Below are 16047 nucleotides of genomic sequence, written 5' to 3'. Positions count from 1 at the left end.
AAAGAACTAACACTTACCTATTTAACGAAATTAGTAACAAAAAAAGAGCTGAAAATCAGCTCTTTTTGTTACTTCTTATTTATTATGCTTTCAGCCTTAACAATCGCTTCTTTTACTTGATTAAACCCGGTACCACCTGCACTGTTACGTCTTGCCACAACAGTTTTCGGCTCAAGTACGTGATAAATATCATCTTCAAATAATTCACTAGCTTCTTTGAATTCTGCCATTGATAAATCTAACAAAAACTTATTATTCTGAATACAATGAAGTACTAATTTGCCGACAACTTCATGAGCAGCCCTAAAAGGCATTCCTTTACTCGCTAAGTAATCAGCAAGTTCAGTAGCATTTGAAAAGTCTTCATTCGTTGCTTTTTCCATGTTATTGTCTAACACTTTCATCGTTTCAATCATCCCAGCAAAGATTTGTAGACTGCCTTTCACAGTATGAACTGTATCGAACATACCTTCTTTATCTTCTTGCATGTCTTTGTTATAGGAAAGTGGTAATCCCTTTAATGTAGTTAATAGCGAGAACAAACTTCCGTAAACTCGTCCAGTTTTCCCACGAATCAATTCAGCCATATCAGGGTTTTTCTTTTGTGGCATTATACTACTTCCTGTCGCAAAGGCATCGTCCAGTTCAATAAACTGAAACTCTTGACTAGACCAAAGGATAATCTCTTCACAGAGGCGAGATAAATGCATCATCAACATTGATGAATTACTTAGAAATTCAATAATAAAATCACGATCACTAACCGCGTCCATACTATTTTCATATATACCATCAAACCCCAATAATTCCGCTGTAAAAGCTCGGTCAATTGGAAAAGTGGTACCCGCAAGAGCCCCTGCACCTAACGGAGAAATATTTATCCTTTTTATGCTTTCTTCATATCTTTCATAATCACGCTCTAACATCCAAAAATAAGCCATTAAATGGTGCGCAAAAGAAACAGGCTGAGCACGCTGCATATGTGTATAACCAGGAATAATCGTTTCCACATGTTGTTTCGCCTGTCCAAGAAGAGCTTCCTGAAGGTGTTTTATTGAAACCATTATTTCGTTCACCTGATTTCGAAGGTAAAGGTGCATATCAGTTGCAACTTGATCATTTCTACTTCTACCAGTATGCAATTTTCCCCCTACTTCACCTATTTCATCAATAAGAAACTTTTCAATATTTAAATGAATATCTTCATTTTGAACGTTATATTCTAACTCACCTTTTTCTGCTCTTTCCTTAATAACTGTAAGGCCAGTCAATATTTTCTCAACATCTTCTTTTGGAACAATACCACACTTTCCTAACATTTTGATGTGTGCCATACTTCCTTCAATATCTTCATTTACTAACTCTTTATCAAAGCCAATGGATGCCCCAAAGGCATCCACCCAGCTTTCTGCTTTTTTTGTAAAACGTCCGCCCCAAAGCTTAGCTGTCACAGTTGATTGACTCCCTTCTTTGTAACCATGCTGCTAACTTTTGTAGGTAAGCCCCAAAGCTTAATAAATCCAACTGCAGCACTATGGTCAAACTCATCATCAGTTGAATATGTTGCAAGCTTTTCATCATACAAAGAGAATTCTGACTTACGGCCTTCTACAATAGCATGCCCTTTAAATAATTTTACACGCACTGTTCCCGTTACTGTTTTTTGTGTTTCTTTTAAAAATGCTTGCAAGGCAGGCATTAACGGCGAGAACCAAAGTCCATCATAAATCATTTCTGTTAGTTTCTTACTAACAACAGGTTTGAAATGAGCAACGTCCTTTGTTAACGTTAAATCCTCTAGTTCTTTATGAGCTTTTAATAATGTCATTGCACCTGGGCACTCATAAACTTCACGTGATTTAATTCCTACTAAACGGTTTTCTACGTGATCAATACGACCAACACCGTGTTTACCAGCAATAATATTAAGCTCTAAAATTAATTGATCAAGCTCAAATGCTTTGTCGTTAATTGTTTTTGGAACACCTTGTTCAAAGCCAATTTCAATAATTTCTGGCTCATCTGGTGTTTCTTCTAATGGTGCTGTTAATTCATAAGCACCTTCTGGTGGAGTTGCCCATGGGTCTTCTAAAATTCCACACTCATTAGCTCTACCCCATAGGTTTTGGTCTACCGAATACGGATTATCCAAGTTAACTGGAATTGGAATGTTATGTTGTTTTGCATACTCAATTTCTTCATCACGACTCCAGCCCCATTCACGTACAGGTGCTAAAACCTCTAAGTCTGGATTTAGAGATTGAATAGAAACTTCAAAACGAACTTGGTCGTTTCCTTTTCCAGTACAACCGTGGGCTACTGCGCTTGCTCCCACTTGGTTAGCGATTTCCACTAATTTCTTTGAAATTAACGGACGTGAAAGAGCGGATACCAATGGATATTTATCTTCGTACATTGTATGAGCCTGTAATGCTGGCAAAACAAAATCCTCAGCAAATTCTTTCTTTGCATCTACTGTATAAGACTGAATAGCACCAACTTTTAGTGCTTTTTCTTTAATAAAATCCAAGTCCTTACCTTCACCTACATCAAGACATACAGCAATTACATCATACCCTTGATCTCCAATCCATTTAATAGCAACTGATGTATCTAATCCACCAGAATAAGCTAAGACAACTTTCGGTTTACTCATTTTTAATTCCCCCGTTTATGAATATTGATACTATTATCATTATAATTATACATAAGTTTTTAAAAGAAAAGAGGGTTTAACAACCTCTCTCATTTATACTGACTTTTTATACATTAATAACTAATCACTACTTTATCAACAAATTATAAAATTTGCAATACAGAATCATAAAAAAATATAAATATTTTTATCAAATTTTATTCACTTAAATGAATTTCCTAATCCAATTAATCAAGGGACACCAAACTACATCTTGATGAAAGCGCACCCAACACAGCCAGATATTGTACCTTGTACAGAAAATCTGTAATATAAAGCTGAACTTCAATCAGTAGGGGTTTTCCTTCATCTCCACTGATTGTTAGATTAACTTACTGCCCCTTAAGAGTGGGATAAAATTTATCAGGTTTGGTTACGGTAATTTGGAATAAAAAATGAATAAAGGTGATGCAATACTGTAAATGGATATTCTTCCATAGGGAGATGTCCACAGTGCTCAATAATTGCTAACGTAGAATTTATTAGGTTTTGATTTAAAAATTCCCCCTCTTTAAGTGATACTACTTGGTCTTCTCTCCCCCACAACAAATATGTATCATGACAAATAGTTTTCAGATCGCTTTCCTTCATATCATCTTCTCGTTCTTTTCCCAATTTAAGAACAGCTTGAATAACTTCTCTCTTTTTACATGTATCAATATAAGGTTGTAATATCTCGCCTTCTAAGCCAACTCCACCTGCTAAAACTTTAGAAATAGCGATGTCTACCATACGATCTTGAAAATAAAAGCGAAATGCGGCTTCATCAGCAAATGGAATGCAACAAAAAAGTCGTGCAATTTTCGAAGGACGTTTTCTTTGGGCAGACGCTCCTATTAAAAATAACTTATGAAAAAGATTAGGTTTTTTTAAAGCTGCTTGAAGAGCAATTTGTCCACCAAGCGAATGTCCTACTAAATGAACTTTATTAAGTCCTAGTTTCTCAATAAAGCTAATTGTTAGTAACCCATAGTTTGTTAAAGTGTATTCAAAATCATGACTTGATACAGTTTGTCCAAAGCCAGGAAGATCAAAGGCAATCACCCGAAAAAACTTTGTCATATGTTTCATAATCGGATACCAACACAAAGATGAGCTAATAAAACCATGAAGGCATACTAAAACATCTTTTCCATGAAGACTATCCTCATAATAAATTTTTGTACCATCTATATAAACAAAATGTTTCTCCATAAAAACCCCTTTACTACCCTTCAATTCTATACATTTTAGAATAAGCTATTAAAGGAGTTTTCATGTATTTTTTATTGTTTTTCACTAATCATTTTTTCTTCTAATAAAAATCGTTTCTGATAAAAGTTATGAGCGATATTCGAGACTTGTTTGGTAAAGAAATAGTTCGCTGATGCACCTGCAGCAATCCCTAAAATAGGTACTCCTTGTATTGTTTTCTTCTTTAACATAAGTACTAAAAGTCCTTTAGTAAGTTGCTTAATCGGTTGTTGTAAACATACTAGGGACTCACCACTTGTTTTTTCATCGAAAAAGATCCATTCATCCTCACAAGAATCTAACTCTAGTAACAATTTGTTCCAACCTTGTTTTTGCAATGTTTTTGGCAAAGTTGAAACATGAAAAACTTTCAGGGCTAGCATTACTTCATATGGCTTTCTTAAATCGTAACCATACGTCATTGCAGTTAGTTGTATTGAACGTAAATTTACTAACAATAATAGTGGTAAATCTAATACTACTAATGGTAACCCACCAATTCCTAATGTTCCGCCCTGGGTAAGAGAAACTAGTCGTTGCTTTGCTAGGAACTTATTTGTTATATAGCGAAGCTGATCGATTGTCAACTTTTTCATATCATTAATATTCTCAACATCACTACGGAATACTCTACCTTGTTCTAAAATTTTCGAGATAGTCTTTTGATCGAATTGGTTGTCTTGAATGATTGAATATGTATGAAAAATCATGCTATCAACAGCCTGTAATAGTTTTTTTTGAACTTCAGGTCGCCAAGATTTTATTATATTATTGAAGTTTTCTTCAAATGAGTTGAGGGAATTTGTTTCTCCTTTATCAAAATACAAATGTTCCCACTTTTTAATTTCTTCCCAAACGTTTTTTTTACGACCTTTTAATTCCAATTCCTCCACTCCCTTACATGCAATTTTCACAATTTATATTTAAGAAGCTATACTACAGATTTTTACACGGTTACCATATTAGTTCGATTCTACCGTTACATTAAAATATGAAGTTTACTCAACTATCTATTATTTTGTATTTTCCTCTTTAAAATAGGAGAATAAACCCAAGCATCATTCGTACTTTGACATGCTAACTTCATCGCGTTTAGTTTCGCATCAATTTGATCTAAATAATGAAAAAAGATTGCTTCTGGTATTTTCCCAGAAACTGCACTTCCGTAGCCTAAATCAACGTCTCCATGATGACTTAATATACAATGCTTTAAAGCTAATAATTCCTCATCACTTATCGAAACTCCTGCCTCACTAGCAGCTTCGTTTATAATCTCAATGCCTAATACTATATGTCCCATTAACTCTCCTTCAGTTGTATATTCAGGAACAATTGGATCTGCAAGCTCCTTAGTTTTCCCTATATCATGTAATAGACAAGTAGCTAGGATTAAGTCTTTATTCAATTGAGGATATACGGGAAAAAGCTGTAATGCAGATCGCATCAATGTTACAATATGCTCTAATAGGCCAGCATAGTATGCATGATGCATTGTTTTGCCAGCAGGCAGCGTGGTTAAATTATCACGTATGTCTTTATTTATTAATATCGCTTTAACAATTTTGTTTAAAGTCGGTGAATGTATTTCTTCAATCATCATTCTTAGTTCTTGCCATAACTCTTCTCTTGAAGTGCACGGCATTTGTACTAGGGATTGTATATCAATACTATCTTCTGGGGTAGATAAACGAATTCGTTGGATTTGTATCTGCCTTTGATTTCGAAAAATTGTAACTATACCATCCACTTTAACAATTTTTTTTACTTCAAAAGATGTTTTTTGCTCTTCAGAAATATCCCAAAGCTTTGCCGAGATTACTCCAGAACGATCACCTAACACCAGATCGAAATACTCTGAACCATTTGTCGCTATTTTTTGTTGCAATTCTTTAATAAGGTAGAAGCCAATCAAACGGTCTCCTTGATCCGCATCTATAATTAACGTCAATTCCTGCACCACCTTTTATTTGTAAACACTTTCATCACTAAATTAGAGCTTGTAACTGAAATTTAGCATCCACTAATTAATATAATATTAAACCTAAATAATTTTATAGTACAAAAAGCACCTACTCCACTTGAGCAGATGCTTTCTTCATTTACCACTCGTAAGGGGAAAGAACGCCAACTAAAACCTTAGATAACGATAAGTTTTTGTTAACTGCCCCTATGAAAGTCTAAAAATCCGATATAGCAAAACCTTATTTTAGTAACCACCGCAGATTACTCCTATGTATTAATAAACAGTGGGAGATCTATAATTACTTTACTCCCACTGTTTACAGTTAAATATATTATTTAGTTAGACGAACAGTATCTCTAGCAATCATTACTTCTTCGTTCGTTGGAATGATTATTACTTTTACTGGAGAATGTGGGTAGTTTAAGAATGCTTCTTTTCCACGCACTTTATTTAACGATGGATCCCAATAAACTCCCATAAATTCTAGACCTTTTAATACACGGGCACGGATTTCGTCACTATTCTCACCAATACCAGCTGTAAAGATAACTGCGTCAACACCATGCATCCGTGCAGCATAAGATCCGATATATTTGTGAATACGAGAAGTAAATACCTCTAAAGCTAGTTCAGAACGTTCGTTCCCTTCTTGTGCTTGTTGTTCAATATCACGAAGGTCACTTGAGAAACCTGATAAAGCTAACATACCACTCTTCTTATTTAAAACATCAATTACTTCTGCAGCAGTTTGTCCAGTTTTATCCATAATATATGGAATTAATGCCGGATCAATGTCTCCAGAGCGCGTACCCATCGTTACACCTGCTAACGGAGTAAAGCCCATTGATGTATCAATTGATTTTCCACCTTCAATAGCAGCAATACTTGCTCCATTACCTAGGTGACAAGAAATTAAACGTAATTGTTCAAGTGGTCTTCCTAATAGCTCAGCTGCTCTTTCAGATACATATTTATGTGATGTACCATGGAAACCATATTTACGGATGCCGTACTTTTCATAGTACTCGTAAGGAAGGCTGTATAAATATGATTGTTCAGGCATTGTTTGATGGAAGGCTGTATCAAAAACTGCAACCGCAGGAACATTTGGAAGAACTTCCTTAAATGCTTTCACACCAACGATATTCGCTGGGTTATGAAGCGGTGCCAAATCCGAAACATCTTCGATACCGCTTAGAACTTCATCTGTAATTAATACGGAATCATTAAATTTCTCTCCACCATGAACAACCCGGTGTCCGATACCTTCTATTTCATCTAGAGATTCAATAATCCCTAAGCTTGTTAATTTATCTAATAAAATCTTTACAGCTTGAGAATGGTCTGAAATATTAAGTGTTTCTTTTTTCTTTTCCCCTGAAACTTCAATTTGAAAAATTGAATCTTCTAACCCTATTCTTTCTACAATCCCTTTTGTCACTACTGTTTCTTCCGGCATTTCAAGTAGTTGAAACTTTAATGACGAGCTTCCCGCATTGATCGCCATGATTTTTGACATTTACTACATCTCCTTCAAGAATATAAATTGTTTTAATCCCTTAACTACATTTAATTATTACTGAAATGTTCATACCTTCTCATTTAATCACTGTTAATCGTAGATTTCAATACCTTTAGAACAATTTCCTAAAAAAAATCATATTTTGTTAGTACAGTTTATATTAAATTACTGATAACAATTGATATAACAAGAAAGAAACTAACCAAACAAACTTCTGTAACACAACAAATCGACAACCTGTATTACCAACATTACTATAGTAAAAAACTAAATTTACTACCCATTATTCTTTTTTAGCTTTCCAATCAGCAATATTTTTATTAGATAAAATATCGAAGGAAAAACCCTGACATTCTAGCCAAGGTTATACTCACTCATATTTCTCTATTTAAACATCCTAATTTAAATATGCTTCAAGCCAATTGTTTATACTATTTATCATCTCTGTTAAGGCTTGTTTATTTGAAAAAGAAGGTAGTTCTGCTAAAAGCGCCTGATTCGGGGCTTTAACCCCTTCTCCTTTTTTCCTAATTATAAAAATACTTTTTCCGTGGTTATCATGTTTAAACATTGATTTCGGCAATTGTAATAAAGAATATATATGAGCATGTTCTTTAATAAAACTATGTAACTGTTTTGCTTGTTCGGTTTCAAACATTGTGTTAGGAATTAAAAATAGTAGAAATCCACCTTGCTTCGTATAATTTAGCATTTGTTCAATTATCAGGTGGTGAGTGTAAGACATACCATTCTCTGCTTTTAGTTTATATCGTTTTGCTACTTCTTCATTAGGGTAATGGCCTACTGGTAAATCAGCAACAACTACATCTACAGGATCAATAAAAATTTCAGTTAAGCTGTCTTGATGGAAGAATTCTACATTATGCTGTTGTAAATTGGCACTTACATAGGCTAGTTGTAGTAGTGTCTCGTCCGGTTCGATCCCAAAGCTATCTATTTTTTTATTTGAATTATTTAATACTGTTGTAAGTAGATTACCTGAACCTACAGATGGATCTAATAGACGAACATATTCTTTTTTCTCTGTTAGTTTATTTACTAAGAAACTCACAAACATACTAACTGCATCTGGAGTCATTAAATGTTGCGGTTGTGTACCTTCCTTCATTCCTTTTAAGATTGCTAATTGAAAAGTCTTGCGAATTTGCTCATTCGAAAATTGATCAACCTTAACATTTGCCAAGGTAGTTTTCACCTTTTTATAAGCTAATTCACTTAATGGTTGTTCAATTTCACCTTGAAAAAGAAATTCCCCCGTAATGATAAGTGCTTCTAAATATGTAAGTTTCTGGTCATTTTGAATTACTTCTACACTTTCATCTATACTGTTAAAAAACGTTTCAAAACTAATCTCTTGACCCATATAAAACCTCTCCTTTCTCAAGTGTTTATTCTACATCTTTTATTCCATCCTGAGAAGAAGATTATACATCTTTTACTCATTTAACTGTACTTGAAAGGCTTTTACCGAAAAAAACAGTGCCTCACCTAGCAATTCTTTCTCGAGTTTGTTAAAAAAACATGAAAAAAGCATCCTAACTAATTTTACATACGTCTTATGTTAAATAACCAAAGTAAAAAACGCACAATATGTGCGTTTTTTATTGATATTATAATAATCCTACTACCATTGTCTTTTAAAGCTGTAATTGTTTTGTGAGTTAGATGGTCTCGACGTTACCTTAACTTCTTAATATTGTTTGTTGCGCCTTCCGGTTTTTAATGGAATCTAAATTAATGCTTTAGCTGCCTCAATCGCCGCTTCGTAGTTAGGGTGATCAGTAGCTTCAGAAACGTATTCTACGTATGCAACTTCCCCTTTACTATTAATGACAAATACCGCTCTCGTTAAAAGCCTTAATTCTTCAATTGCAACACCATAAGCTGTTCCAAACGATAGGTCACGATGATCAGATAATGTTTTAACTTTTTCAATACCTACTGCCCCACACCAACGCTTTTGAGCAAACGGTAAATCGACGCTTATTGTTAAGATGTCTACACCGTTTAGTTTAGCTGCCTCTTCATTAAAGCGCCTAGTTTGAGCATCGCACACCCCTGTATCAAGGGATGGAACAACACTAATAACTGTAACCTTATCTTTAATATTTTCTAATGTGAATGGAGTTAAATCATTCTCTAACACCGAAAATTGTGGAGCTTTGTCCCCTACTTTCACTTCATTACCTATTAAGGTTATAGGATTTCCTTTAAATGTTACGTTAGCCATATGAACTGCCTCCTCATAATAACAATCTTTACACTGTTAATATAGTTGTATTTTTGCGAAATTTCAAGAAATATGCTTCTTACAACTTTCTAGCTTCAAAATTTTACCTAGCTAGAAAAGCGCAAGCGCCTTGGTCACGAGCAGCTGCTCCTGTGCCACTCCGTTTGCTCGTCGCAAAGCCACTTCGAAGTATTCCAAGTAGTAGCTTCACTGGGGCGTCCTTTGACAGAAGCCGCTCTTTGCTTCTTACGTGCTCGTCTTCAAGTACTGCTTCATAGTAAGCTTCCTCGAAGCAGTGTTTTGTGCGATGAGTAACCGCAGGAGCAATTGTTTTCCGTGCGACGAGTAACCGCAGGAGCAAAGCTGCATGAAGCTAATCAACGAAGGATTTCAAGAGGTAATTGAAGTCAGTTGCTTGACTGAAGTAACCGAGCTACTAGGCTGCTTGCGCTAGACAGTTTCCAAGTTAGAATTTATAAAGCTGAACTTCAATCAGTGGGGGTCTTACTTGCCCCTTAAGAGTGGGATAAATTCTGATTATATAAAAAAACTGCGCTTGAGAAAATCACCTCAAGCTCAGTTTTTAATTATAATTCAAACTTATCATTGTTTGTAATTGGATTTGCTGTACTCTGGTTTTCATTGTGATTTTTATTATTACCTAACATTTGTTGAATTTTATCCACTACTTGAGGTGCAAAATCCATTAACTTTTCATAAAGGTGTGTATTTTCATCCAAATGAACCATTTTAACTCCAGATGCATTTACAATCAAAAATGCAATTGGTGTAATTGAAACACCACCACCGCTACCACCACCAAATGGGTGCTCTTTATCACTAGTTCCAGGTTTATCAATGACAAATTGACTTCCCCCAGCCGCAAAACCAAAACCTACTTTTGAAACTGGCATGATAACACTTCCGTCAGGAGTTTCCACCGGATCTCCAACAATTGTATTAACATCTACCATTTCCTTTAAATTTTCCATAGCCGTTTTCATTAGGCCTTGAATTGGATGTTCTGACATTTAAGTATAACCTCCTCGCTTTAAGTACCTTTTTGCTCATACAAATTTCCCGACGTAAACTTTGGACGTTTTTTCCAATGCTTTACGGTTTGCAAAGCTGCGATTATAGCATACCCTAGTCGAAATGAAATCATACATGAAATTTGAGTATGTGAAGTCAGTTTTTGAAAGGTCGGGTTTACTTCAATAAGTGGCTCAACTTTTAACTTCATATAATGAGAAATGATACCAAGTGTACTTCCTTTTATTGCCCATGCCGTACCAACTAAAGTACCTGTAGAAGCTGCATCACCAATACCTAAATGACTACTCCAAGAGAAGTGATTAATTGATATACGATTTAAAAACCTTTTAACTATTTTATGAAACCCTACGACATGTCTTAAAAAACCTTTTATCTTACGAAGGTCACGTAGTATTATCTCTGGGGTGATTTTTTCTGTCTTCTCATTATCACCTACTGCTGAATGTTGTTCTTCTTTAACAATAATAGAAGCGGAATCTTCATCAATTTTCAAGACAGGAACGCTTATTTTATAGGAAGCTAAGCCAAAGAAGGTGGATATTTTTATAGCAAGCTCATCATTATCTTGATTATGAGAGTAATTAATATTTACTTTTATTTTTGCAAAAGGAAGCAATACGAGAGAAGTCGTAATCGATATCACTACCCACCAAATCCAATGCATGGCAAATTCCTCCTTCTCAATCATTATCGCCTTCTCTATATAAAAATAAACAATGAAAAAGATTGAACTAAAAATCAAATTAACTTAGTTAACTATATTTCCTCATGAATTACGTACGTATCACCAACCATATCATGTAAACCTTGTTTTTTCTTTTGAAATGCAACAATGAGATATAGAAAATATGTCAAAATGAAAACTTGTAAAATATATCTACCTACTACTTCACGAAAAATGACAGACGACCACGTTAACGGCTTGTTATTAACATGAACAACCTTTATCCCAAAAACCTTTTTCCCAATTGTTTGTCCCCACTTTTTTGTTAGTAATAAAAAATATAAGGCAGTTACAAAAGCGATTAATACTGCTTCTATTGAAAAAAATGCAATTCTAACGTTTGATAACCCCAACATAGATAATACCGAAGTTACAACAATGCCATTTATACTTGCAACAACGACTAAATCTAGCAAGTAAGCCCAAAATCTCATCCAAAAACCAGCATACCTATAGTTCTTTTCTTCTTTTTCAATGGTTACTTTTTGCTCCAGGTGTTGTTCATCCATTCTATCTCACTCCATTTTATAATCTGCGTCATATAAATACATTAAACTAGGTGAATTAGAATACCTTATAAGTTGCTTTAATCCTAGTGGGTCTTGATTTTTGGAAACCATATTCTGCATCGTCATAGTTAAAAAGCCCGGAAAGCTAAACGGAGCTTCATACTTTACAACATCAATGTCACCTCTACCAATATCTTGACGCATAACATCGATTACTACATCTATATTTCCTATCCCATCTACTAACCCCAAATCTAGCGCTTGTTTTCCAGAATAAATCCTCCCATCAGCAAGCTTTCTTACTTCTTTGGTTGCTATTTGTCTTCCATTAGCAATGACATCTACAAATTTTTCATAAGAATCATCAATGATTGATTGTAAAATTTCTCTTTCAGCTTCAGTCATCTCACGCATAGATGACATAATGTCTTTATATGGACCACTCTTGATTGTTTCTGTACGGATGCCCAAATTATCGGCAAGCTCACTTACATTAATCGCCTGCATAATAACTCCTAATGAACCTGTAATAGTTGCTTCATTTGCAAATATTTTATCAGCAGGGGCTGCAATATAATACCCACCTGATGCCGCTAAGCTCGCCATAGAAATGTAGACAGGTTTACGATATTCTTCTTGAATTTCTAATATTAAATCATGAATTTCTGCACTTTCTACTACTCCACCCCCTGGGGAATTAATTCGAATAATAATCCCATCTACAAGGTGGTCTTGACTAGCATGTCTCAACATCGAAAGAAAGTTTCGGTGGTTATATGTCACAGTTTCAAAAATAGATGGCGCATCATAACCTTCTTGAATAACACCATTCACGTACAAAACAACAATTTTCCCTTGCCCATTACCTTTTTCGATTACCTTTTCATGCCAAACTTCATCATCACCACTAGCTAACCACCCAGCCCATTGCCCCGTCGTCCTAGTTGTGACCGAACTAATAGCAATGGAAAGTAAGAAAAGTAAAAAAGCTAACCCTAAAGCAAACCAACGTTTACTACTCAAAAAAACCATCTCCTTTTATGAAATTATAGTATTTTATGGAGGATTTTCCTATTAAACATTAGAAATAATAGGATAGTATAACATTTCGTCTAAAATACCTAGCTAAAGGAGGAACGAAAATGCTTACTAAAAGAAACGTTTTTCTATTTTATAAGCCCACTAATGAAATTGAAGAAAAAATTAAGCCATTTAAAGAACTATTAGTACAATACAACTATCGGCTCGTTTCTAATTACAAGGAAGCCCATATCATCGTTAGTATTGGCGGTGACGGCGCTTTTCTTCAAGCACTACGAAAAACAGAATTTCAACAAGAAGCCTTGTATTTAGGTGTGAACAATGGTGATCATTTAGGCTTTTATACTGACTTTTCACTGAATGACCTCACTTCCATCGATGAAGCTCTAAAAAATGAAAATGTCGAAATCCGCCAATACCCAGCTATTGAAGTAACAATTAATGACGAAAAACCATTTTACTGTTTTAATGAATGTTCAATCCGTTCAAATGTTATCCGGACATTTGTCGTTGATGTTTTCATTGATGACATATTTTTTGAACGTTTCCGTGGTGACGGATTAATCGTTTCCACTCCTACAGGGAGTACTGCTTATAATAAATCAGTGGGGGGTGCTGTAGTGGACCCTCGTTTAAAAGCAATTCAATTAACAGAAATTTCATCTTTGAATAATAATGAATTTCGTACTTTAGGATCCCCTTTAATATTAAGTGGTAATAGCTCCATGAAACTGAGCGTCGTTCAAGACGGAAACGACTATCCAATTATTGGTGCAGATAACGAAGCATTAAGCATTCGCCATTGCCACGATGTTAAAATAAAACTTGCTGATATAAAAATAAAAATGTTGAAACTAAAAGACAATTCTTTTTTTCAAAGAGTACAGAAGACCTTTTTAAACAAAAATTAACGTAAGAGGCCAACGAATTGGCCTCTTCTGTTTTATGTAGTAAAACCACATCTGATAGAAGTTATTCTTAAAATTCATTTCTTTTATACATCACTGTATTATCAATAACCGTCATCAAAACTTTTGCATCTATTATCTCATCTGGGCCACTAATGTTTAATAGATCCTTATCGAAAACTGTAAAATCAGCTAAATAACCTTTTTTTATCTTGCCTCGAAAACCTTCTTCGCCAATCGCATAAGCGCTACCAACAGTAAAAAGTTGTATAGCTTCAAAGGGGGTTAACTTTTCTTCCGGATGGTAACAAATATGATGATATTCATTTGGACTTCTTCTCGTCACTGCTGCATGAATTCCTAAAAGAGGATCAATTGGTTCAATCGGGGCATCAGAGCCACCTGCACACATAATTTTTTCTTTTAAAAACGTCTTCCAAGCATATGCATATTTTATCCTTTTCTCTCCTAAGCGCTCGATTACCCACGGAAAATCTGAAGCAACAAACCGAGGTTGAATATCTAACACTACCGGCAGTTTTTTTAACTTTTGAATTAATTGCTCATTTACAACTTGAGCATGAATAATCCTATCACGTAAACCCTCTTTACATGAATAAGTAGTAATAGCATCAAGAGCATATTCTAAGGCTAAATCTCCAATTGCATGAATAGCAACAGGCATCTCATAAATCCTTGCTTTTTGAACTAATTCCTTCAGATCCTCTAACGATTGAATAGCAACTCCTTTTTCAAGCGGCTCATCTGAATATGGTTCTTTTAATAGTGCCGTTCTACCACCGATAGATCCATCTGCAAAAATTTTCATCGCACCTAATTGAATAAAAGGCGAAACATCTCCAAAGTGATATCCTAACATATGCATATCGTCGACAACTTCATGATGTACGAGCATATTTGTACGAAACTTCATTTTTACTCCATCGATAATATTTAAAAAAGTTTGAAACGTATGTTCAAAACCATTGTAATAATTTAAATCTTCTGTATGCCCTCCAACATATCCCTTTTTGAGAAGATCATCTATTGAATGAGATAAGGCTTTTGTGAGGTAAGAATCTGATACTAGTGGCATGATCGATTTAACAAGTTCTTGAGCTTGGTCTAATAAATAACCAGTCGGTATACCTTTATCATCTTTTACAATTACCCCACCTTCAGGATTTTCTGTACTTTCATCAATTCCTGCTAATTTTAAAGCACAACTATTCACAACAATTGCGTGACGACATACACGAGTTAACATTATCGGATGTTCTGTTGAAATATTGTCTAGTTGCCCACGATGAATGATTTCTTGTTTTTCAAAATTATTTTCATTCCATCCTTCCGCAATAATCCATTCACCCTTTTCAATTGTTTTTACTCTTCTCTCTATATGTGATAATATTTCTTCAATCGAGGTCATATTTGAAAGGTCTAAACGAATTAATTTTTCACCGTGTCCAATCATATGTAAGTGACTATCTACAAATCCAGGATACAAAAAACTACCTTCTAAATTTATTTCCGACGTAATATTTTTTTGATACTGCTCTCTTAATTCACTAACATTCCCTAAATCAGAAATAATCCCATTCTCTACAAACAAAGCTTCCACAGTATGTGTAGGATTTTGTAATGTGTAAATGGTACCACCATGCCATAATGTTCCCATGTTTTTCTTCCTTTCTCGTTAAATACCTTTACTTATAGTTACAAATTTCAGGAAGTTTTGCAACACAAGAAAAGCGCAAGCGCCTTGGTCACGAGCGAGGTCGTTGAAGCTCGGCACCTTTCCAACTTCAAATTTTATTATACTTTACCTTATAAAAAATAGAGGGGAGACAAAAAGTCACCCCTCACAGCCATTTTTATTTAATTATTGTTGTTGATAACCGCCACCTAATTGTTGTTCAGCCATTTGAACTAGACGCTTAGTAATTTCACCACCAACAGAACCGTTAGCGCGAGAAGTTGCATCTGGTCCTAATTGAACACCAAACTCAGAAGCGATCTCATATTTCATTTGATCAAGAGCTTGTTGAACACCAGGGACTAATAGTTGATTTGAACTGTTGTTATTAGTTGCCATTGTATCTCACCCCCTTGTACACATATGATGTGTATCCTTGAGGGAATCAA

Annotated in this window: 15 protein-coding genes; 1 reads left to right on the top strand and 14 read right to left on the bottom strand. The window is 34.8% G+C overall.

All coding sequences use genetic code 11. From position 1 onward, the window contains the following. Positions 1–68: 68 nt before the first annotated feature. The 12 genes from argH to sppA all read right to left on the bottom strand — a co-directional run bounded on the left by argH (position 69) and on the right by sppA (position 12976). Positions 69–1451 (bottom strand): argininosuccinate lyase, encoded by a 1383-nt coding sequence (gene argH, locus BKP45_RS11740; RefSeq protein ID WP_071389867.1) that lies wholly within the window; start codon positions 1449–1451, stop codon positions 69–71. Beyond that, positions 1448–2656: an argininosuccinate synthase gene (locus tag BKP45_RS11735; RefSeq protein WP_071389866.1), complete on the bottom strand. Its 1209-nt coding sequence runs from the start codon at positions 2654–2656 to the stop codon at positions 1448–1450. Before BKP45_RS11735 ends, argH begins: the two co-directional genes overlap by 4 nt. Before the next feature lie 402 nt (positions 2657–3058). After that, entirely contained in the window at positions 3059–3889 is an 831-nt protein-coding gene (locus tag BKP45_RS11730) for an alpha/beta fold hydrolase (RefSeq protein ID WP_071389865.1), read from the bottom strand. A gap of 71 nt (positions 3890–3960) precedes the next feature. Further along, positions 3961–4812 (bottom strand): EcsC family protein, encoded by an 852-nt coding sequence (locus tag BKP45_RS11725; protein ID WP_071389864.1) that lies wholly within the window; start codon positions 4810–4812, stop codon positions 3961–3963. A gap of 122 nt (positions 4813–4934) precedes the next feature. Further along, the gene (locus tag BKP45_RS11720; protein WP_071389863.1) at positions 4935–5876 is read right to left on the bottom strand and encodes a 3'-5' exoribonuclease YhaM family protein; all 942 of its coding nucleotides are present in this window, start codon (positions 5874–5876) and stop codon (positions 4935–4937) included. Positions 5877–6222: 346 nt separating this feature from the next. Next, positions 6223–7410 carry an acetate kinase gene (locus tag BKP45_RS11715; protein ID WP_071389862.1) on the bottom strand — a complete coding sequence of 396 codons (1188 nt, stop codon included), beginning with the start codon at positions 7408–7410 and terminating at the stop codon, positions 6223–6225. Between the two features lie 400 nt (positions 7411–7810). After that, entirely contained in the window at positions 7811–8797 is a 987-nt protein-coding gene (locus BKP45_RS11710; protein ID WP_071389861.1) for a class I SAM-dependent methyltransferase, read from the bottom strand. Between the two features lie 366 nt (positions 8798–9163). Next, positions 9164–9664 carry a thiol peroxidase gene (gene tpx, locus BKP45_RS11705; RefSeq protein ID WP_071389860.1) on the bottom strand — a complete coding sequence of 167 codons (501 nt, stop codon included), beginning with the start codon at positions 9662–9664 and terminating at the stop codon, positions 9164–9166. Positions 9665–10251: 587 nt separating this feature from the next. Then, positions 10252–10695 (bottom strand): GerW family sporulation protein, encoded by a 444-nt coding sequence (gene ytfJ, locus BKP45_RS11700; protein WP_071389859.1) that lies wholly within the window; start codon positions 10693–10695, stop codon positions 10252–10254. Positions 10696–10715: 20 nt separating this feature from the next. After that, entirely contained in the window at positions 10716–11384 is a 669-nt protein-coding gene (locus BKP45_RS11695) for a DUF2953 domain-containing protein (protein WP_071389858.1), read from the bottom strand. Positions 11385–11476: 92 nt separating this feature from the next. Beyond that, positions 11477–11953 (bottom strand): RDD family protein, encoded by a 477-nt coding sequence (locus BKP45_RS11690; protein WP_071389857.1) that lies wholly within the window; start codon positions 11951–11953, stop codon positions 11477–11479. A 6-nt stretch (positions 11954–11959) separates the two neighbouring features. Next, on the bottom strand, positions 11960–12976 hold the full coding sequence (sppA, locus tag BKP45_RS11685) for a signal peptide peptidase SppA (RefSeq protein ID WP_071389856.1): 1017 nt from the start codon (positions 12974–12976) through the stop codon (positions 11960–11962). 119 nt (positions 12977–13095) lie between these two features. On the opposite strand from sppA, the gene BKP45_RS11680 reads away from it, so the two are divergent. Next, positions 13096–13905, top strand: a complete 810-nt coding sequence (locus BKP45_RS11680; RefSeq protein WP_071389855.1) for an NAD kinase — start codon at positions 13096–13098, stop codon at positions 13903–13905. Positions 13906–13972: 67 nt separating this feature from the next. Here the strand turns inward: BKP45_RS11680 and BKP45_RS11675 are convergent, their stop codons facing one another. Then, positions 13973–15580 (bottom strand): amidohydrolase, encoded by a 1608-nt coding sequence (locus tag BKP45_RS11675; RefSeq protein WP_071389854.1) that lies wholly within the window; start codon positions 15578–15580, stop codon positions 13973–13975. Positions 15581–15784: 204 nt separating this feature from the next. After that, positions 15785–15997: an alpha/beta-type small acid-soluble spore protein gene (locus BKP45_RS11670; protein ID WP_071310108.1), complete on the bottom strand. Its 213-nt coding sequence runs from the start codon at positions 15995–15997 to the stop codon at positions 15785–15787. Positions 15998–16047: the final 50 nt, after the last annotated feature.

It is taken from the genome of Anaerobacillus alkalidiazotrophicus, assembly GCF_001866055.1.
This window is presented reverse-complemented; position numbering and strand designations above follow the sequence as displayed.

What these genes read in the sequence shown, in the direction of transcription:
- BKP45_RS11735 (WP_071389866.1), bottom strand. Translation starts at nt 2,656, where the DNA reads ATGAGTAAACCGAAAGTTGTCTTAGCTTATTCTGGTGGATTAGATACA.
- BKP45_RS11730 (WP_071389865.1), bottom strand. Translation starts at nt 3,889, where the DNA reads ATGGAGAAACATTTTGTTTATATAGATGGTACAAAAATTTATTATGAG.
- BKP45_RS11715 (WP_071389862.1), bottom strand. Translation starts at nt 7,410, where the DNA reads ATGTCAAAAATCATGGCGATCAATGCGGGAAGCTCGTCATTAAAGTTT.
- BKP45_RS11710 (WP_071389861.1), bottom strand. Translation starts at nt 8,797, where the DNA reads ATGGGTCAAGAGATTAGTTTTGAAACGTTTTTTAACAGTATAGATGAA.
- tpx (WP_071389860.1), bottom strand. Translation starts at nt 9,664, where the DNA reads ATGGCTAACGTAACATTTAAAGGAAATCCTATAACCTTAATAGGTAAT.
- ytfJ (WP_071389859.1), bottom strand. Translation starts at nt 10,695, where the DNA reads ATGTCAGAACATCCAATTCAAGGCCTAATGAAAACGGCTATGGAAAAT.
- BKP45_RS11695 (WP_071389858.1), bottom strand. Translation starts at nt 11,384, where the DNA reads ATGCATTGGATTTGGTGGGTAGTGATATCGATTACGACTTCTCTCGTA.
- BKP45_RS11690 (WP_071389857.1), bottom strand. Translation starts at nt 11,953, where the DNA reads ATGGATGAACAACACCTGGAGCAAAAAGTAACCATTGAAAAAGAAGAA.
- BKP45_RS11680 (WP_071389855.1), top strand. Translation starts at nt 13,096, where the DNA reads ATGCTTACTAAAAGAAACGTTTTTCTATTTTATAAGCCCACTAATGAA.
- BKP45_RS11675 (WP_071389854.1), bottom strand. Translation starts at nt 15,580, where the DNA reads ATGGGAACATTATGGCATGGTGGTACCATTTACACATTACAAAATCCT.
- BKP45_RS11670 (WP_071310108.1), bottom strand. Translation starts at nt 15,997, where the DNA reads ATGGCAACTAATAACAACAGTTCAAATCAACTATTAGTCCCTGGTGTT.